This window comes from Clostridium estertheticum, from assembly GCF_011065935.2.
Classification (GTDB): domain Bacteria; phylum Bacillota; class Clostridia; order Clostridiales; family Clostridiaceae; genus Clostridium_AD; species Clostridium_AD estertheticum_A.
This window is the reverse complement of the sequence record NZ_JAAMNH020000001.1, coordinates 5186086-5202975: the sequence shown is the minus strand read 5'-3', so window position 1 is coordinate 5202975 and position 16890 is coordinate 5186086. Positions and strand designations below refer to the sequence as shown.

Genomic DNA, 16890 nt, shown 5'->3' with positions numbered 1-16890 from the left:
GTTGACAATGAGAAAAAAAAGAATTATAATAGTAAAAGTCGTCACATGATGACAACGCAAATTGGTCTTTGAAAATTAAACAGAGAAATAGGTAAAATAGCGAAATAATATTTCGTTAGACCAGTTAATTACTTTAGATAAAAAAGTAATTTTAGTCGTAAGACTAAAAAGTATGTAATGAGCTTGCTAACCAGCTTAACAGTTGGCGCAGATTATTCATTTCAAATAAAAAGTGTAAACTTTTAAATTGAGAGTTTGATCCTGGCTCAGGACGAACGCTGGCGGCGTGCCTAACACATGCAAGTCGAGCGATGAAACCCTTCGGGGTGGATTAGCGGCGGACGGGTGAGTAACACGTGGGTAACCTGCCTCAAAGAGGGGAATAGCCTCCCGAAAGGGAGATTAATACCGCATAATATGTTTTGATCGCATGATTGAGACATCAAAGGATTCTCTTTAGAGTTTCCACTTTGAGATGGACCCGCGGCGCATTAGCTAGTTGGTGAGGTAACGGCCCACCAAGGCAACGATGCGTAGCCGACCTGAGAGGGTGATCGGCCACATTGGAACTGAGACACGGTCCAGACTCCTACGGGAGGCAGCAGTGGGGAATATTGCGCAATGGGGGAAACCCTGACGCAGCAACGCCGCGTGAATGATGAAGGCCTTCGGGTTGTAAAGTTCTGTCTTCTGGGACGATAATGACGGTACCAGAGGAGGAAGCCACGGCTAACTACGTGCCAGCAGCCGCGGTAATACGTAGGTGGCAAGCGTTGTCCGGATTTACTGGGCGTAAAGGATGCGTAGGCGGACATTTAAGTCAGATGTGAAATACCCGAGCTTAACTTGGGTGCTGCATTTGAAACTGGGTGTCTAGAGTGCAGGAGAGGTAAGTGGAATTCCTAGTGTAGCGGTGAAATGCGTAGAGATTAGGAAGAACACCAGTGGCGAAGGCGACTTACTGGACTGTAACTGACGCTGAGGCATGAAAGCGTGGGGAGCAAACAGGATTAGATACCCTGGTAGTCCACGCCGTAAACGATGAATACTAGGTGTCGGGGGTCGAACCTCGGTGCCGCAGTTAACACAATAAGTATTCCGCCTGGGGAGTACGATCGCAAGATTAAAACTCAAAGGAATTGACGGGGGCCCGCACAAGCAGCGGAGCATGTGGTTTAATTCGAAGCAACGCGAAGAACCTTACCTAGACTTGACATCCCCTGCATAACCCAGAGATGGGCGAAGTCCTTCGGGACAGGGTGACAGGTGGTGCATGGTTGTCGTCAGCTCGTGTCGTGAGATGTTGGGTTAAGTCCCGCAACGAGCGCAACCCTTATCATTAGTTGCTACCATTAAGTTGAGCACTCTAGTGAGACTGCCCGGGTTAACCGGGAGGAAGGTGGGGATGACGTCAAATCATCATGCCCCTTATGTCTAGGGCTACACACGTGCTACAATGGTGAGTACAAAGAGATGCAAGACCGCAAGGTGGAGCCAAACTCAAAAACTCATCCCAGTTCGGATTGTAGGCTGCAACTCGCCTACATGAAGCCGGAGTTGCTAGTAATCGCGAATCAGCATGTCGCGGTGAATACGTTCCCGGGCCTTGTACACACCGCCCGTCACACCATGAGAGTTGGTAACACCCGAAGTCCGTGAGGTAACCGTAAGGAGCCAGCGGCCGAAGGTGGGATTGATGATTGGGGTGAAGTCGTAACAAGGTAGCCGTAGGAGAACCTGCGGCTGGATCACCTCCTTTCTAGGGAGTAGATGCAAAGACTTCGGTCAATGCAAAACATCTACTGTAATTACTCGTAACCTATTCTCTGTTTAATTTTGAGAGACTAATTTTAGTTACTCTTTAGAGTTAAATTAATTCTTCCGAGTTAACTAATAAATAGTTTTTCTAAAGTGAAATTCCAAAAATGGGGGTATAGCTCAGCTGGGAGAGCACCTGCCTTGCACGCAGGGGGTCAAGGGTTCGATTCCCTTTACCTCCACCATTAATGGGTCTATAGCTCAGCTGGTTAGAGCGCTGCTCTGATAAGGCAGAAGTCGATGGTTCGAGTCCATTTAGACCCACCATTTTTTATGTTCTTTGAAAATTGCACAGTGAAATTAAAGTTGTTTTAATAAGTTTAAAACTACGTAAGTAGTTATGAATGAATTTAATACAATTTCGCAAAATCAATCAAACCGTCTATTTAAATAGGCGAAGTTGTCTATGCAAATAGACAAAGATAAAGGTTAAGCTACAAAGGGCGCATGGCGAATGCCTTGGCACTAGGAGCCGAAGAAGGACGCGTTAAGCTGCGATAAGCTTTGGGTAGGCGCAAATAGCCTGTGATCCAAAGATTTCCGAATGGGGGAACCCACATAGTAACAACTATGTACTGCATACTGAATAAATAGGTATGCAGAGGTAGACCCGGGGAACTGAAACATCTAAGTACCCGGAGGAAGAGAAAGAAACATCGATTTCCTAAGTAGCGGCGAGCGAAAGGGAAAGAGCCCAAACCTAGGTCTTTGACCTAGGGGTTGAGGATAGATCATAAATACTGCAATTCCTTAATTGAAGATAGCTGGAAAGCTGCTCCGCAGAAGGTAATAGGCCTGTAAATGAAAAGGAAAAACAGTCAGATCTAATCCAGAGTACCACGAGACACGTGAAACCTTGTGGGAAGCAGGGAGGACCACCTCCCAAGGCTAAATACTACCTAGTGACCGATAGTGAAGAAGTACCGTGAGGGAAAGGTGAAAAGAACCCCGGAAGGGGAGTGAAATAGAACCTGAAACCGTGTGCCTACAACCGGTCGGAGCACTTTATATGTGTGACGGCGTGCTTTTTGTAGAACGAGCCAACGAGTTACGATATGTAGCGAGGTTAAGTACTTAAGGTACGGAGCCGAAGGGAAACCAAGTCTGAATAGGGCGTATAGTTGCATGTCGTAGACCCGAAACCGGGTGACCTATCCATGGCCAGGATGAAGCGGAAGTAAAATTCCGTGGAGGTCCGAACCACGTTGGTGTTGAAAAACCATGGGATGAGCTGTGGATAGCGGAGAAATTCCAATCGAACTCGGAGATAGCTGGTTCTCCTCGAAATAGCTTTAGGGCTAGCGTCGATTAATTGAGTAATGGAGGTAGAGCACTGAATGAGCTAGGGGCTGACAACAGTTACTGAACTCTATCAAACTCCGAATGCCATATACTTTTATTTCGGCAGTCAGACTGCGAATGATAAGATCCGTAGTCAAAAGGGAAACAGCCCAGACCATCAGCTAAGGTCCCAAAGTGTAAGTTAAGTGGAAAAGGATGTGGGATTTCTAAGACAACTAGGATGTTGGCTCAGAAGCAGCCACTCATTCAAAGAGTGCGTAATAGCTCACTAGTCAAGAGATCCTGCGCCGAAGATGTCCGGGGCTAAAACTTACCACCGAAGCTATGGGTGTACACTATGTGTACGCGGTAGAGGAGCTTTCTGTACTGGCTGAAGTCATACCGTAAGGAGTGGTGGACGGTACAGAAGTGAGAATGTTGGCATAAGTAGCGAGAGTTAAGTGAGAATCTTAACGGTCGAAAACCTAAGGTTTCCTGAGGAAGGCTCGTCCTCTCAGGGTTAGTCGGGACCTAAGCCGAGGCCGAAAGGCGTAGGTGATGGACAATCGGTTGATATTCCGATACCACCAATGGACGTTATTAGAAATGGGATGACGCAGGAGGATAAGATGTGCACACTATTGGATGTGTGTCTAAGCATTTAGGCGGAGCAAGCAGGCAAATCCGTTTGCTCTTAACGCTGAGATGTGATGGGGAAGGGAATTTATTCCTGAAGTATCTGATTCCACGCTGCCAAGAAAAGTCTCTATCGAGGATATTGGTGCCCGTACCGCAAACCGACACAGGTAGGTGAGGAGAGAATCCTAAGACCATCGGAAGAATTGCTGTTAAGGAACTCGGCAAATTGACCCCGTAACTTCGGGAGAAGGGGTGCCTACGAAAGTAGGTCGCAGAGAATAGGCCCAAGCAACTGTTTAGCAAAAACACAGGTCTCTGCTAAAGCGAAAGCTGATGTATAGGGGCTGACGCCTGCCCGGTGCTGGAAGGTTAAGGGGATTACTTAGCGCAAGCGAAGGTATGAACTTAAGCCCCAGTAAACGGCGGCCGTAACTATAACGGTCCTAAGGTAGCGAAATTCCTTGTCGGGTAAGTTCCGACCCGCACGAATGGCGTAATGATTTGGGCACTGTCTCAACAGCACATCCGGCGAAATTGTAGTGCCAGTGAAGATGCTGGCTACCCGCGATTGGACGGAAAGACCCCGTAGAGCTTTACTGTAGCTTAGCATTGAATTTCGGTATTGTCTGTACAGGATAGGTGGGAGACTGAGAAACATGGGCGTCAGCCTGTGTGGAGTCATCCTTGGGATACCACCCTGACAGTACTGAGGTTCTAACTGGAGGCCATGAATCTGGTCACAGGACATTGTTAGGTGGGCAGTTTGACTGGGGCGGTCGCCTCCAAAAAAGTAACGGAGGCGCTCAAAGGTTCCCTCAGCGCGGTTGGAAATCGCGCGAAGAGTGCAAAGGCAGAAGGGAGCCTGACTGCGACACCTACAAGTGGAGCAGGGACGAAAGTCGGACTTAGTGATCCGGTGGTACCTCGTGGGAGGGCCATCGCTCAACGGATAAAAGCTACCTCGGGGATAACAGGCTGATCTCCCCCAAGAGTCCACATCGACGGGGAGGTTTGGCACCTCGATGTCGGCTCGTCGCATCCTGGGGCTGAAGTAGGTCCCAAGGGTTGGGCTGTTCGCCCATTAAAGCGGCACGCGAGCTGGGTTCAGAACGTCGTGAGACAGTTCGGTCCCTATCCGTCGCGGGCGTAGGAAATTTGAAGGGAGCTGTCCTTAGTACGAGAGGACCGGGATGGACAAACCTCTGGTGCACCAGTTGTCACGCCAGTGGCATCGCTGGGTAGCTATGTTTGGAAGGGATAAACGCTGAAAGCATCTAAGCGTGAAGCCCACCCTGAGATGAGATTTCCCATAACTCGTGCGCAAGCACGGTGTTAGTAAGACTCCTGGAAGAACACCAGGTTGATAGGTTAGAGGTGTAAGCATGGTAACATGTTCAGCTGACTAATACTAATAAGTCGAGGGCTTGACCTTAATATATATATGAAGCGAAAATTTCACTGTGCAATTTTGAGAGAATATAAATTTTCTCAATCTAGTGATTATGGCATGAAGGTAACACCCGTTCCCATACCGAACACGAAGGTTAAGCTTCAATGCGCTAATGGTACTGCAGGGGCAACCTTGTGGGAGAGTAGGTCGTCGCTAGGTAATGTTCCGCGATAGCTCAACGGTGGAGCACTCGGCTGTTAACCGATAGGTTGAAGGTTCAAATCCTTTTCGCGGAGCCATTTTTTTAAAATTTAATAGTATTGGTGGATATTAACGAATCTGGTGATTATGGCATGAAGGTAACACCCGTTCCCATACCGAACACGAAGGTTAAGCTTCAATGCGCTAATGGTACTGCAGGGGTGACCTTGTGGGAGAGTAGGTCGTCGCCAGGTAATTTATGGATCTTTAGCTCAGCTGGTTAGAGCTACCGGCTCATAACCGGTCGGTCCGGGGTTCGAGTCCCTGAAGGTCCACCATAAGGGGATATAGCTCAGCTGGGAGAGCACCTGCCTTGCACGCAGGGGGTCAAGGGTTCGATTCCCTTTATCTCCACCAAAAAAACAGTCCATATTGGACTGTTTTTTTTATTTTATAATGAAAAGTATATATTGCTAGAATGCTTTAACTTCACTAAGTAATTCTAAAATTTATTTTATTTGTAGATGCTAAAAAATACAAACTCGCTTTAAAATGTATCCTTTGTCAAGGATAATTAGGAAAAACCTACGCTAAATTAAGGAGATGAGTTCTGTATTGTAAATAGAATAAAAAGTACTCTTTCTTGACAATAATTGAGATTGTTGAAGGTAACCTTAATGAAGACATATGTCGAATGTGATATGGCATAATATAGAAATGAGCCGGTTATGGTGTTAGCAATCACCCTGAACGGTTTTTTTTATTTTATATAAAAAAATGGATGTGGTATTTATCAGTATTTAAAGTTGGTATGTTTGTAGACTTTTAATAATAATTACAAATAAACTGTTTAATGTAATGAAATCGTCTAATAAGTTAGTAGTATTGTTATAAAAAATACAAAGTTTGAAGGAGTTGTATAATTATTGTAGAATAGTAAGAAGAGTGCTTTTTATTATCAAACTACATCACAAGCATTTAAAACACTTAAGCGACAATTTAAATATTTCATAAAATTGAATTTAAATGTAATTATTGAATGTGGAGGTTAGCTCTATATAACAAAGGAGGACTATTTTGTGATATATATAAAGCCGATGAAAATGGTTAAGGCAGTTTTATGCACCTTCGGATTAGTGATGGGAGCAATATTCCCTATATACGCAGGCTTTTTTATTATATGGATACCTGAAAGGAAAGTAGCTTTTTGTATTGGTTGCCTTGTAGCTGGGTACACAGTGGGGCTTTTTAGCTTTTACATAGTAAAAGCTATTTTATTGAAAATAGACAATCATTATAAAATTGCACTTTTAGGTAAATTTGGTGTAGAGAATATTATTAATTCAGAGAAAGGGAATGATTTAATCTTAAACATGAAAAATGAGTTTAAAGAACTGATTAATAAGTATGCTGAACTTATGGAAAGTGAAAGTGAGCATCTTTTAAAACTCTCCATTACTGATTGTTTAACTTCTGTTTATAATCACAGATACCTGTATGAATATTTCGAAAGAAAGGTATCAGAAGAAATTAGTTTGATGACTATATTGTTTTGTGATATTGACCACTTTAAGCTGGTAAATGATACTTATGGACACATTAAAGGTGATTTAGTACTGCAGGAGGTTGCAAAAATTATTCGTGAAGCTACTAATGGAAATGAAGGTATTTTTAGATATGGTGGAGAAGAATTCGTAATTTTATTAGACAATTATTCTGGTAAAGAAGGTTTTAATACTGCTGAAAAGATCCGATTAAAAATCTGCAACTCTAATGTAATTAAATCCTATTGTAATTTTGAAATTGTCACAATTAGTATTGGGTTGGCAGTATATCCATATGATGGAGTAAATATAGACACTTTAATTAATAAAGCGGATAAAGCTATGTATCATGTTAAACAATCTGGAAGAAACCGCTGCAAAATTTATAACTCTGAAATAAATAGAAAAAGTAATTAGTATTAAATTTAAACTATTTAATGTAAAATAATACTCTTTAAAGTTAGTGTTCATACCGCAATAGGTACAAGTCTTTTTGTGGATGTTATAGCTTCTTTAACTGTATCTTATTCTTACTACAAGAATGGGAATATAGAGCTTAAATCAGGTATCTGGATAGCTTCAACTTCTATTATTGGAGCTCAATTAGGTGCATTATTTGCAAGTAAAATGGGAGAAGGTAACCTGTCCTCTAGCTTTGGAGTTGTGTTAGTTATTGCAGGGTTATCAATGTTCCGTAAGAGCTATAAAGAGAAAAGTGATTCATCAGATACTATAAGTGGATTTATTCATTTTAAAACAGAAAGGCAAAAAATACTAGCGGCTTTAATTATAGGATTAGGCATAGGAATATTAAGTGGAATATTTGGAGCTGGTGGTGGAGTTTTGATACTTTTAGCTTTAATAATATTAATGTCATTCCCACTTCATAAGGCTATAGGTACTTCTACTCTTATAATGGCCATAACAGCTCTTTCCTCTACTGTCGGTTATGCTGCTAGAGGTAAGATAGACTTTGAATTGGGTAGTTTCTTAGCTGTGGGGGCAGTCCTTGGCGCAATTCTAGGCTCTAGCTATGCTAATAAGGTTAATGAAAAGACGTTACTAAAGATTGTGGGTATATGTTTTATGGCTATGGGCGTAGTTATACTATAATAGCAATAGCAAAATAAACTCATTACCTGAGGATAAGGTAAATATTTGATCTTTATAGTACTACTCCTAAAAAGACTTTATATTGTAAAAGTAAACCCATATCAATTAGATGTGGGTTTTAATATTAAGTGTTGATATTTGAAATGTAACATAAGTAATTGTGTTACATTCAGAATGGTGTTTATAAAGAACACCATGCCTTGAGAATAATATAAAATCCAATGTCGGAATATACAATTTAATCAAAGAGCAATAAAGTATATTGGAATTAGTATGCAAGAGGTCAAACCTGCTTTGAATAATCACATAAAATTGTTAATAACTTTTGAAAATAAATGCATAATATGCTTAAATGTAGATCAATTATTATATACTTAACCATGTGTGTCAATATAGCTAAAACAATGAAATATGTAGCAATATGAAGTAAATGAAGAATAAAACTGATATATAACAATAAATCTAAAATATACAACTTTATTATTATGATAGAATACTCCTTGTCGCTACGAATGAGTAACGATAAAGTAAAGTTTGATAAGTTAGCAATTAATATTTTTTAAATCTAATTTAAAAAAATAATAAAGTTGTTGACAAAACAAATAATATCTAGTAATATTGTAGAAGTCGTCGGTTGACGATTAATACAAAAGAAACAGTTGGTCTTTGAAAATTAAACAGAGAAATAGGTAAAATAGCGAAATAATATTTCGTTAGACCAGTTAATTACTTTAGATAAAAAAGTAATTTTAGTCGTAAGACTAAAAAGTATGTAATGAGCTTGCTAACCAGCTTAACAGTTGGCGCAGATTATTCATTTCAAATAAAAAGTGTAAACTTTTAAATTGAGAGTTTGATCCTGGCTCAGGACGAACGCTGGCGGCGTGCCTAACACATGCAAGTCGAGCGATGAAACCCTTCGGGGTGAATTAGCGGCGGACGGGTGAGTAACACGTGGGTAACCTGCCTCAAAGAGGGGAATAGCCTCCCGAAAGGGAGATTAATACCGCATAATATGTTTTGATCGCATGATCGAGACATCAAAGGATTTTTCTTCGGAAAATTCCACTTTGAGATGGACCCGCGGCGCATTAGCTAGTTGGTGAGGTAACGGCCCACCAAGGCAACGATGCGTAGCCGACCTGAGAGGGTGATCGGCCACATTGGAACTGAGACACGGTCCAGACTCCTACGGGAGGCAGCAGTGGGGAATATTGCGCAATGGGGGAAACCCTGACGCAGCAACGCCGCGTGAATGATGAAGGCCTTCGGGTTGTAAAGTTCTGTCTTCTGGGACGATAATGACGGTACCAGAGGAGGAAGCCACGGCTAACTACGTGCCAGCAGCCGCGGTAATACGTAGGTGGCAAGCGTTGTCCGGATTTACTGGGCGTAAAGGATGCGTAGGCGGACATTTAAGTCAGATGTGAAATACCCGAGCTTAACTTGGGTGCTGCATTTGAAACTGGGTGTCTAGAGTGCAGGAGAGGTAAGTGGAATTCCTAGTGTAGCGGTGAAATGCGTAGAGATTAGGAAGAACACCAGTGGCGAAGGCGACTTACTGGACTGTAACTGACGCTGAGGCATGAAAGCGTGGGGAGCAAACAGGATTAGATACCCTGGTAGTCCACGCCGTAAACGATGAATACTAGGTGTCGGGGGTCGAACCTCGGTGCCGCAGTTAACACAATAAGTATTCCGCCTGGGGAGTACGATCGCAAGATTAAAACTCAAAGGAATTGACGGGGGCCCGCACAAGCAGCGGAGCATGTGGTTTAATTCGAAGCAACGCGAAGAACCTTACCTAGACTTGACATCCCCTGCATAACCCAGAGATGGGCGAAGTCCTTCGGGACAGGGTGACAGGTGGTGCATGGTTGTCGTCAGCTCGTGTCGTGAGATGTTGGGTTAAGTCCCGCAACGAGCGCAACCCTTATCATTAGTTGCTACCATTAAGTTGAGCACTCTAGTGAGACTGCCCGGGTTAACCGGGAGGAAGGTGGGGATGACGTCAAATCATCATGCCCCTTATGTCTAGGGCTACACACGTGCTACAATGGTGAGTACAAAGAGATGCAAGACCGCAAGGTGGAGCCAAACTCAAAAACTCATCCCAGTTCGGATTGTAGGCTGCAACTCGCCTACATGAAGCCGGAGTTGCTAGTAATCGCGAATCAGCATGTCGCGGTGAATACGTTCCCGGGCCTTGTACACACCGCCCGTCACACCATGAGAGTTGGTAACACCCGAAGTCCGTGAGGTAACCGTAAGGAGCCAGCGGCCGAAGGTGGGATTGATGATTGGGGTGAAGTCGTAACAAGGTAGCCGTAGGAGAACCTGCGGCTGGATCACCTCCTTTCTAGGGAGTAGATGCAAAGACTTCGGTCAATGCAAAACATCTACTGTAATTACTCGTAACCTATTCTCTGTTTAATTTTGAGAGACTAATTTTAGTTAACTCTTCTGAGTTAACTAAAAATTTAATCTTTCTAAAAATGTTCTTTGAAAATTGCACAGTGAAATTAAAGTTGTTTTAATAAGTTAAAACTACGTAAGTAGTTAGATGGATTTAATACAATTTCGCAAAATGAATTAAAACGTTTATGTAAATAGACGAAATTATCTATGCAAATAGATAAAGATAAAGGTTAAGCTACAAAGGGCGCATGGCGAATGCCTTGGCACTAGGAGCCGAAGAAGGACGCGTTAAGCTGCGATAAGCTTTGGGTAGGCGCAAATAGCCTGTGATCCAAAGATTTCCGAATGGGGGAACCCACATAGTAACAACTATGTACTGCATACTGAATAAATAGGTATGCAGAGGTAGACCCGGGGAACTGAAACATCTAAGTACCCGGAGGAAGAGAAAGAAACATCGATTTCCTAAGTAGCGGCGAGCGAAAGGGAAAGAGCCCAAACCTAGGTCTTTGACCTAGGGGTTGAGGATAGATCATAAATACTGCAATTCCTTAATTGAAGATAGCTGGAAAGCTGCTCCGCAGAAGGTAATAGGCCTGTAAATGAAAAGGAAAAACAGTCAGATCTAATCCAGAGTACCACGAGACACGTGAAACCTTGTGGGAAGCAGGGAGGACCACCTCCCAAGGCTAAATACTACCTAGTGACCGATAGTGAAGAAGTACCGTGAGGGAAAGGTGAAAAGAACCCCGGAAGGGGAGTGAAATAGAACCTGAAACCGTGTGCCTACAACCGGTCGGAGCACTTTATATGTGTGACGGCGTGCTTTTTGTAGAACGAGCCAACGAGTTACGATATGTAGCGAGGTTAAGTACTTAAGGTACGGAGCCGAAGGGAAACCAAGTCTGAATAGGGCGTATAGTTGCATGTCGTAGACCCGAAACCGGGTGACCTATCCATGGCCAGGATGAAGCGGAAGTAAAATTCCGTGGAGGTCCGAACCACGTTGGTGTTGAAAAACCATGGGATGAGCTGTGGATAGCGGAGAAATTCCAATCGAACTCGGAGATAGCTGGTTCTCCTCGAAATAGCTTTAGGGCTAGCGTCGATTAATTGAGTAATGGAGGTAGAGCACTGAATGAGCTAGGGGCTGACAACAGTTACTGAACTCTATCAAACTCCGAATGCCATATACTTTTATTTCGGCAGTCAGACTGCGAATGATAAGATCCGTAGTCAAAAGGGAAACAGCCCAGACCATCAGCTAAGGTCCCAAAGTGTAAGTTAAGTGGAAAAGGATGTGGGATTTCTAAGACAACTAGGATGTTGGCTCAGAAGCAGCCACTCATTCAAAGAGTGCGTAATAGCTCACTAGTCAAGAGATCCTGCGCCGAAGATGTCCGGGGCTAAAACTTACCACCGAAGCTATGGGTGTACACTATGTGTACGCGGTAGAGGAGCTTTCTGTACTGGCTGAAGTCATACCGTAAGGAGTGGTGGACGGTACAGAAGTGAGAATGTTGGCATAAGTAGCGAGAGTTAAGTGAGAATCTTAACGGTCGAAAACCTAAGGTTTCCTGAGGAAGGCTCGTCCTCTCAGGGTTAGTCGGGACCTAAGCCGAGGCCGAAAGGCGTAGGTGATGGACAATCGGTTGATATTCCGATACCACCAATGGACGTTATTAGAAATGGGATGACGCAGGAGGATAAGATGTGCACACTATTGGATGTGTGTCTAAGCATTTAGGCGGAGCAAGCAGGCAAATCCGTTTGCTCTTAACGCTGAGATGTGATGGGGAAGGGAATTTATTCCTGAAGTATCTGATTCCACGCTGCCAAGAAAAGTCTCTATCGAGGATATTGGTGCCCGTACCGCAAACCGACACAGGTAGGTGAGGAGAGAATCCTAAGACCATCGGAAGAATTGCTGTTAAGGAACTCGGCAAATTGACCCCGTAACTTCGGGAGAAGGGGTGCCTACGAAAGTAGGTCGCAGAGAATAGGCCCAAGCAACTGTTTAGCAAAAACACAGGTCTCTGCTAAAGCGAAAGCTGATGTATAGGGGCTGACGCCTGCCCGGTGCTGGAAGGTTAAGGGGATTACTTAGCGCAAGCGAAGGTATGAACTTAAGCCCCAGTAAACGGCGGCCGTAACTATAACGGTCCTAAGGTAGCGAAATTCCTTGTCGGGTAAGTTCCGACCCGCACGAATGGCGTAATGATTTGGGCACTGTCTCAACAGCACATCCGGCGAAATTGTAGTGCCAGTGAAGATGCTGGCTACCCGCGATTGGACGGAAAGACCCCGTAGAGCTTTACTGTAGCTTAGCATTGAATTTCGGTATTGTCTGTACAGGATAGGTGGGAGACTGAGAAACATGGGCGTCAGCCTGTGTGGAGTCATCCTTGGGATACCACCCTGACAGTACTGAGGTTCTAACTGGAGGCCATGAATCTGGTCACAGGACATTGTTAGGTGGGCAGTTTGACTGGGGCGGTCGCCTCCAAAAAAGTAACGGAGGCGCTCAAAGGTTCCCTCAGCGCGGTTGGAAATCGCGCGAAGAGTGCAAAGGCAGAAGGGAGCCTGACTGCGACACCTACAAGTGGAGCAGGGACGAAAGTCGGACTTAGTGATCCGGTGGTACCTCGTGGGAGGGCCATCGCTCAACGGATAAAAGCTACCTCGGGGATAACAGGCTGATCTCCCCCAAGAGTCCACATCGACGGGGAGGTTTGGCACCTCGATGTCGGCTCGTCGCATCCTGGGGCTGAAGTAGGTCCCAAGGGTTGGGCTGTTCGCCCATTAAAGCGGCACGCGAGCTGGGTTCAGAACGTCGTGAGACAGTTCGGTCCCTATCCGTCGCGGGCGTAGGAAATTTGAAGGGAGCTGTCCTTAGTACGAGAGGACCGGGATGGACAAACCTCTGGTGCACCAGTTGTCACGCCAGTGGCATCGCTGGGTAGCTATGTTTGGAAGGGATAAACGCTGAAAGCATCTAAGCGTGAAGCCCACCCTGAGATGAGATTTCCCATAACTCGTGCGTAAGCACGGTGTTAGTAAGACTCCTGGAAGAACACCAGGTTGATAGGTTAGAGGTGTAAGCATGGTAACATGTTCAGCTGACTAATACTAATAAGTCGAGGGCTTGACCTTAATATATATAAGCGAAAATTTCACTGTGCAATTTTGAGAGAATATAAATTTTCTCAATCTGGTGATTATGGCATGAAGGTAACACCCGTTCCCATACCGAACACGAAGGTTAAGCTTCAATGCGCTAATGGTACTGCAGGGGCAACCTTGTGGGAGAGTAGGTCGTCGCCAGGTTAAAATATTCCGCGATAGCTCAACGGTGGAGCACTCGGCTGTTAACCGATAGGTTGAAGGTTCAAATCCTTTTCGCGGAGCCATTTTATTTAAAGTATTCAAAAGCTAATTAATAGCTTTTTTTTATTTTGTAGAAAATTATTCTGTTATAACATATACTACATAAATTTTTATAGTAAATATAGATTATTAGTAATAACTTCTATTTACTATAAATATATACTTAAGTATCAATAATTTTATATTATTGATACTTTTATATTATTGATACTTTTATGTTTTTTAAGGGATAATATAATGTTTAGTGATACTCTCAGACTATTTAGAAAATTTAGTCATTTAAAAAGGATTTTTTATTTAAAGGTAGAATATATGATAGAGGTAGTATAAATGAATATATATCTAACGAAAAGCTAGGAGGTATTGTATATGAAAGAATATAAAAGCAACAATCTAAGAAATGTAGGAATTGTTGGACATAGTGGTTCGGGAAAAACTACAATAATGGAATCAATACTCTATTACACAAAAGCTATAGATAGATTCGGTAAAGTTGATGATGGTACTACAGTTAGTGATTATGATAGTGAAGAAAAGAAGAGAAAAACATCTATTTCTACATCGGTAGCTTTAAGTGAATGGGAAGATGTGAAAATAAATTTAGTAGATATGCCTGGATATTTTGATTATATAGGTGAAATGATTGAGGGTTTAAGAGCTGTAGATATGGCAATGATAACTGTCTGTGGTGTATCAGGTATAGAAGTTGGAACCGAAAAAGCCTGGGAATATATCAATGAGCATAATCTACCTAGAGCATTTTTTATCAATAAGCTAGATAGAGAAAATAGTAATTTTGAAGTAGTCTTGCAACAGATAAAAGAAAAGTTTGGGATATCTGCAGTACCAATTCAATATCCTATAGGTAGTGAAGAAAATTTTATAGGTGTAATAAATGTAATATCTAGAAGAGCTCGAATATTTAATCCTAAAACACATAACATGGAAGATAGCGATATTCCAGAAGGATTAATTGATAAAGTGGATGAGTGTAAACAAATGGTTATGGAGGCTGTAGCTGAGACTGATGAAGTTTTATTAGATAAATATTTTAATGAGGGTTCTCTAAGTGAAGAAGAAATATACCATGGGCTTATAAAAGGAGCATCGCAGGGAGAAATTGCACCTATAATGTGTGGATCTGCTTTGCTAGGTATAGGAGTTAATACCTTATTAGAAGATATGATTGAATGTTTCCCATCACCTATTGATACAACTCTTTACAGCGCAAAAGATATAAAAAACAATAAATATATGCAAGTTAAAATTAATGATACTGATCCATTCTCGGCATTAGTATTTAAAACTATTGCGGATCCATTTGTAGGTAAACTATCGATGTTTCGTGTAATTACAGGGAAAGCTAAGAGTGATACAATGGTATATAATACCAACAAAGAAAAAGAAGAAAAAATGGGTAATCTGTATTTCTTAAGAGGTAAACAGCAATTTCCAACTCATGAAATTGAGGCAGGTGATATAGGTGCTGTTTCAAAACTTCAATATACTACTACAGGAGATACGCTTTGTGATAGTGGCAGACTATTAATGTATGATACTATGGATTTTCCACAACCAGTATTTTCAAGGGCTATTGTAACTAAATCTAAAGGTGATGAAGATAAAATATCTAATGGGTTAACAAAGTTATTAGAAGAAGATCCTACATTCTCAATTGCTAGGAGTGCAGAAAATGCACAAACTATAATTTCAGGGTTAGGTTCAACGCACCTTCAGGTAATAGTAAGTAAATTGAAAAATAAATTTGGCGTTGATGTATCATTAGAAATTCCAAGGATTGCTTATAGAGAAACAATTAGAAAAGCCTCTGATGTTCAAGGCAAACATAAAAAACAATCTGGAGGACATGGCCAATATGGTGATGTAAAAATTAAATTTGAACCTAGAATAGACGGTGCAGATGATTTAGAATTTGTTGATGCAGTAGTAGGTGGAACAGTTCCAAGGCAATATATACCCGCTGTTGAGAAAGGTTTAAAAGAATGCATTCAGCATGGTGTACTTGCTGGATTTCCAGTTATAAGGCTTAAATCAACCTTACATGATGGGTCATATCACGCTGTGGATTCTTCAGAAATGGCATTTAAAATGGCTGCCACCTTAGCTTATAAGAAAGGTCTTCAAGAAGCAAATCCTGTTATATTAGAGCCAATTATGCACGTGGAAGTAACTTGTCCAGAAGACTATATGGGCGATATTATTACAGATATAAATAAAAAAAGAGGTAGAATACTAGGGATGGAGTCTGTTGAAAGAGGACAGAAAGTCATAGGGGAGGTGCCACAATCAGAGCTATTTAATTATGCAACTGATTTACGATCAATGACTGGTGCTAGGGCAAATTTCAGAGTGAAATTTGAAAGATATGAAGAAGTACCTCCAGAGGGAATTGATAAAATAATTGAAGCTCATAGAAATGTGGAATAGAAATAAAATAATAATGAAATAAAATCGTAGTTATACGGTTTTATTTTTTTTGCTTTAAATATTAAAATATTAAAATATAAAGATATTAGATAAATAAAAAATATTATATTAATACGTATATTTTACCTAGAATTACAAACACTAATATTAAATATGCCAAAGAGGAGAGAAGTGAATGTCTGAATATAGATTAGACCTTATTTCTGATATTAACTTAAGTGATTATAGCAGCATTCATGATTATATGGGGTTAATTGAGCAAAATGATAAGTTAACAATTACTTCAAAAATGAAAAGTCCTGAAGAAATGAAAATATTATGTAAAATGTTAGAAAACAATTATTTTACTATTGTAGAACAAGGAGGAACGCAAAATGGCGAGTATTATATCACATCGCAAAAGGAAAGGGAAAGATGATATTATTGAGACTAGGTTAATAGAGCAGGCATATGGTTCAGACTACCCTGGCATGGTAACACCACATCCACTGGAAAATAATATCTATTTAGATTCAACGATTATTTCAAAATCAATGGTACTATCTGCAGATGTAGAATATGTACTACGAAGCCATAGCAATGAGGATTTATAATATTAAGTGATTTAAGTAATATATATGTAGTCTATCACTATTAATTTTTAAATATTTT

Annotated in this window: 5 protein-coding genes, 6 tRNA genes and 7 rRNA genes; all 18 read left to right on the top strand. The window is 41.7% G+C overall.

The genetic code is table 11. The features are described 5' to 3' along the window. Nucleotides 1-243 precede the first annotated feature (243 nt). A 16S ribosomal RNA gene (locus G9F72_RS24820) occupies nucleotides 244-1759 on the top strand. Nucleotides 1760-1927: 168 nt separating this feature from the next. Further along, nucleotides 1928-2003: transfer RNA gene (locus G9F72_RS24815), tRNA-Ala, on the top strand. Nucleotides 2004-2008: 5 nt separating this feature from the next. Continuing rightward, nucleotides 2009-2085 (top strand) — tRNA-Ile (locus tag G9F72_RS24810). Between the two features lie 160 nt (nucleotides 2086-2245). Then, nucleotides 2246-5170 (top strand): 23S ribosomal RNA (locus G9F72_RS24805). Nucleotides 5171-5230: 60 nt separating this feature from the next. Beyond that, nucleotides 5231-5347 (top strand): 5S ribosomal RNA (rrf, locus tag G9F72_RS24800). Nucleotides 5348-5352: 5 nt separating this feature from the next. Next, nucleotides 5353-5427, top strand: a tRNA-Asn gene (locus G9F72_RS24795). Nucleotides 5428-5466: 39 nt separating this feature from the next. Further along, nucleotides 5467-5583, top strand: a 5S ribosomal RNA gene (gene rrf / locus G9F72_RS24790). Together the 16S, 23S and 5S rRNA genes with 5 tRNA genes alongside form the textbook arrangement of a ribosomal RNA operon. A gap of 7 nt (nucleotides 5584-5590) precedes the next feature. Continuing rightward, a tRNA-Ile gene (locus G9F72_RS24785) sits at nucleotides 5591-5667 on the top strand. Between the two features lie 3 nt (nucleotides 5668-5670). Further along, nucleotides 5671-5746 (top strand) — tRNA-Ala (locus G9F72_RS24780). Between the two features lie 662 nt (nucleotides 5747-6408). Further along, nucleotides 6409-7290 carry a GGDEF domain-containing protein gene (locus G9F72_RS27495; RefSeq protein WP_164960210.1) on the top strand — a complete coding sequence of 294 codons (882 nt, stop codon included), beginning with the start codon at nucleotides 6409-6411 and terminating at the stop codon, nucleotides 7288-7290. Nucleotides 7291-7317: 27 nt separating this feature from the next. Then, nucleotides 7318-7986, top strand: coding sequence for a sulfite exporter TauE/SafE family protein (locus G9F72_RS24770; protein ID WP_164960211.1), 669 nt, complete (start codon nucleotides 7318-7320; stop codon nucleotides 7984-7986). Nucleotides 7987-8827: 841 nt separating this feature from the next. Further along, nucleotides 8828-10345: ribosomal RNA gene (locus G9F72_RS24765) — 16S ribosomal RNA — on the top strand. Between the two features lie 287 nt (nucleotides 10346-10632). After that, a 23S ribosomal RNA gene (locus G9F72_RS24760) occupies nucleotides 10633-13557 on the top strand. A 57-nt stretch (nucleotides 13558-13614) separates the two neighbouring features. Beyond that, nucleotides 13615-13731, top strand: a 5S ribosomal RNA gene (gene rrf, locus G9F72_RS24755). Between the two features lie 8 nt (nucleotides 13732-13739). Further along, nucleotides 13740-13814, top strand: a tRNA-Asn gene (locus tag G9F72_RS24750). A gap of 346 nt (nucleotides 13815-14160) precedes the next feature. Then, nucleotides 14161-16239, top strand: coding sequence for an elongation factor G (gene fusA / locus G9F72_RS24745; protein WP_164959291.1), 2079 nt, complete (start codon nucleotides 14161-14163; stop codon nucleotides 16237-16239). Between the two features lie 175 nt (nucleotides 16240-16414). Next, nucleotides 16415-16657 (top strand): hypothetical protein, encoded by a 243-nt coding sequence (locus tag G9F72_RS24740; protein WP_164959290.1) that lies wholly within the window; start codon nucleotides 16415-16417, stop codon nucleotides 16655-16657. Next, on the top strand, nucleotides 16614-16832 hold the full coding sequence (locus tag G9F72_RS24735; RefSeq protein ID WP_164959289.1) for a hypothetical protein: 219 nt from the start codon (nucleotides 16614-16616) through the stop codon (nucleotides 16830-16832). The genes G9F72_RS24740 and G9F72_RS24735 overlap by 44 nt, the downstream gene beginning before the upstream one ends. Nucleotides 16833-16890 lie beyond the last annotated feature (58 nt).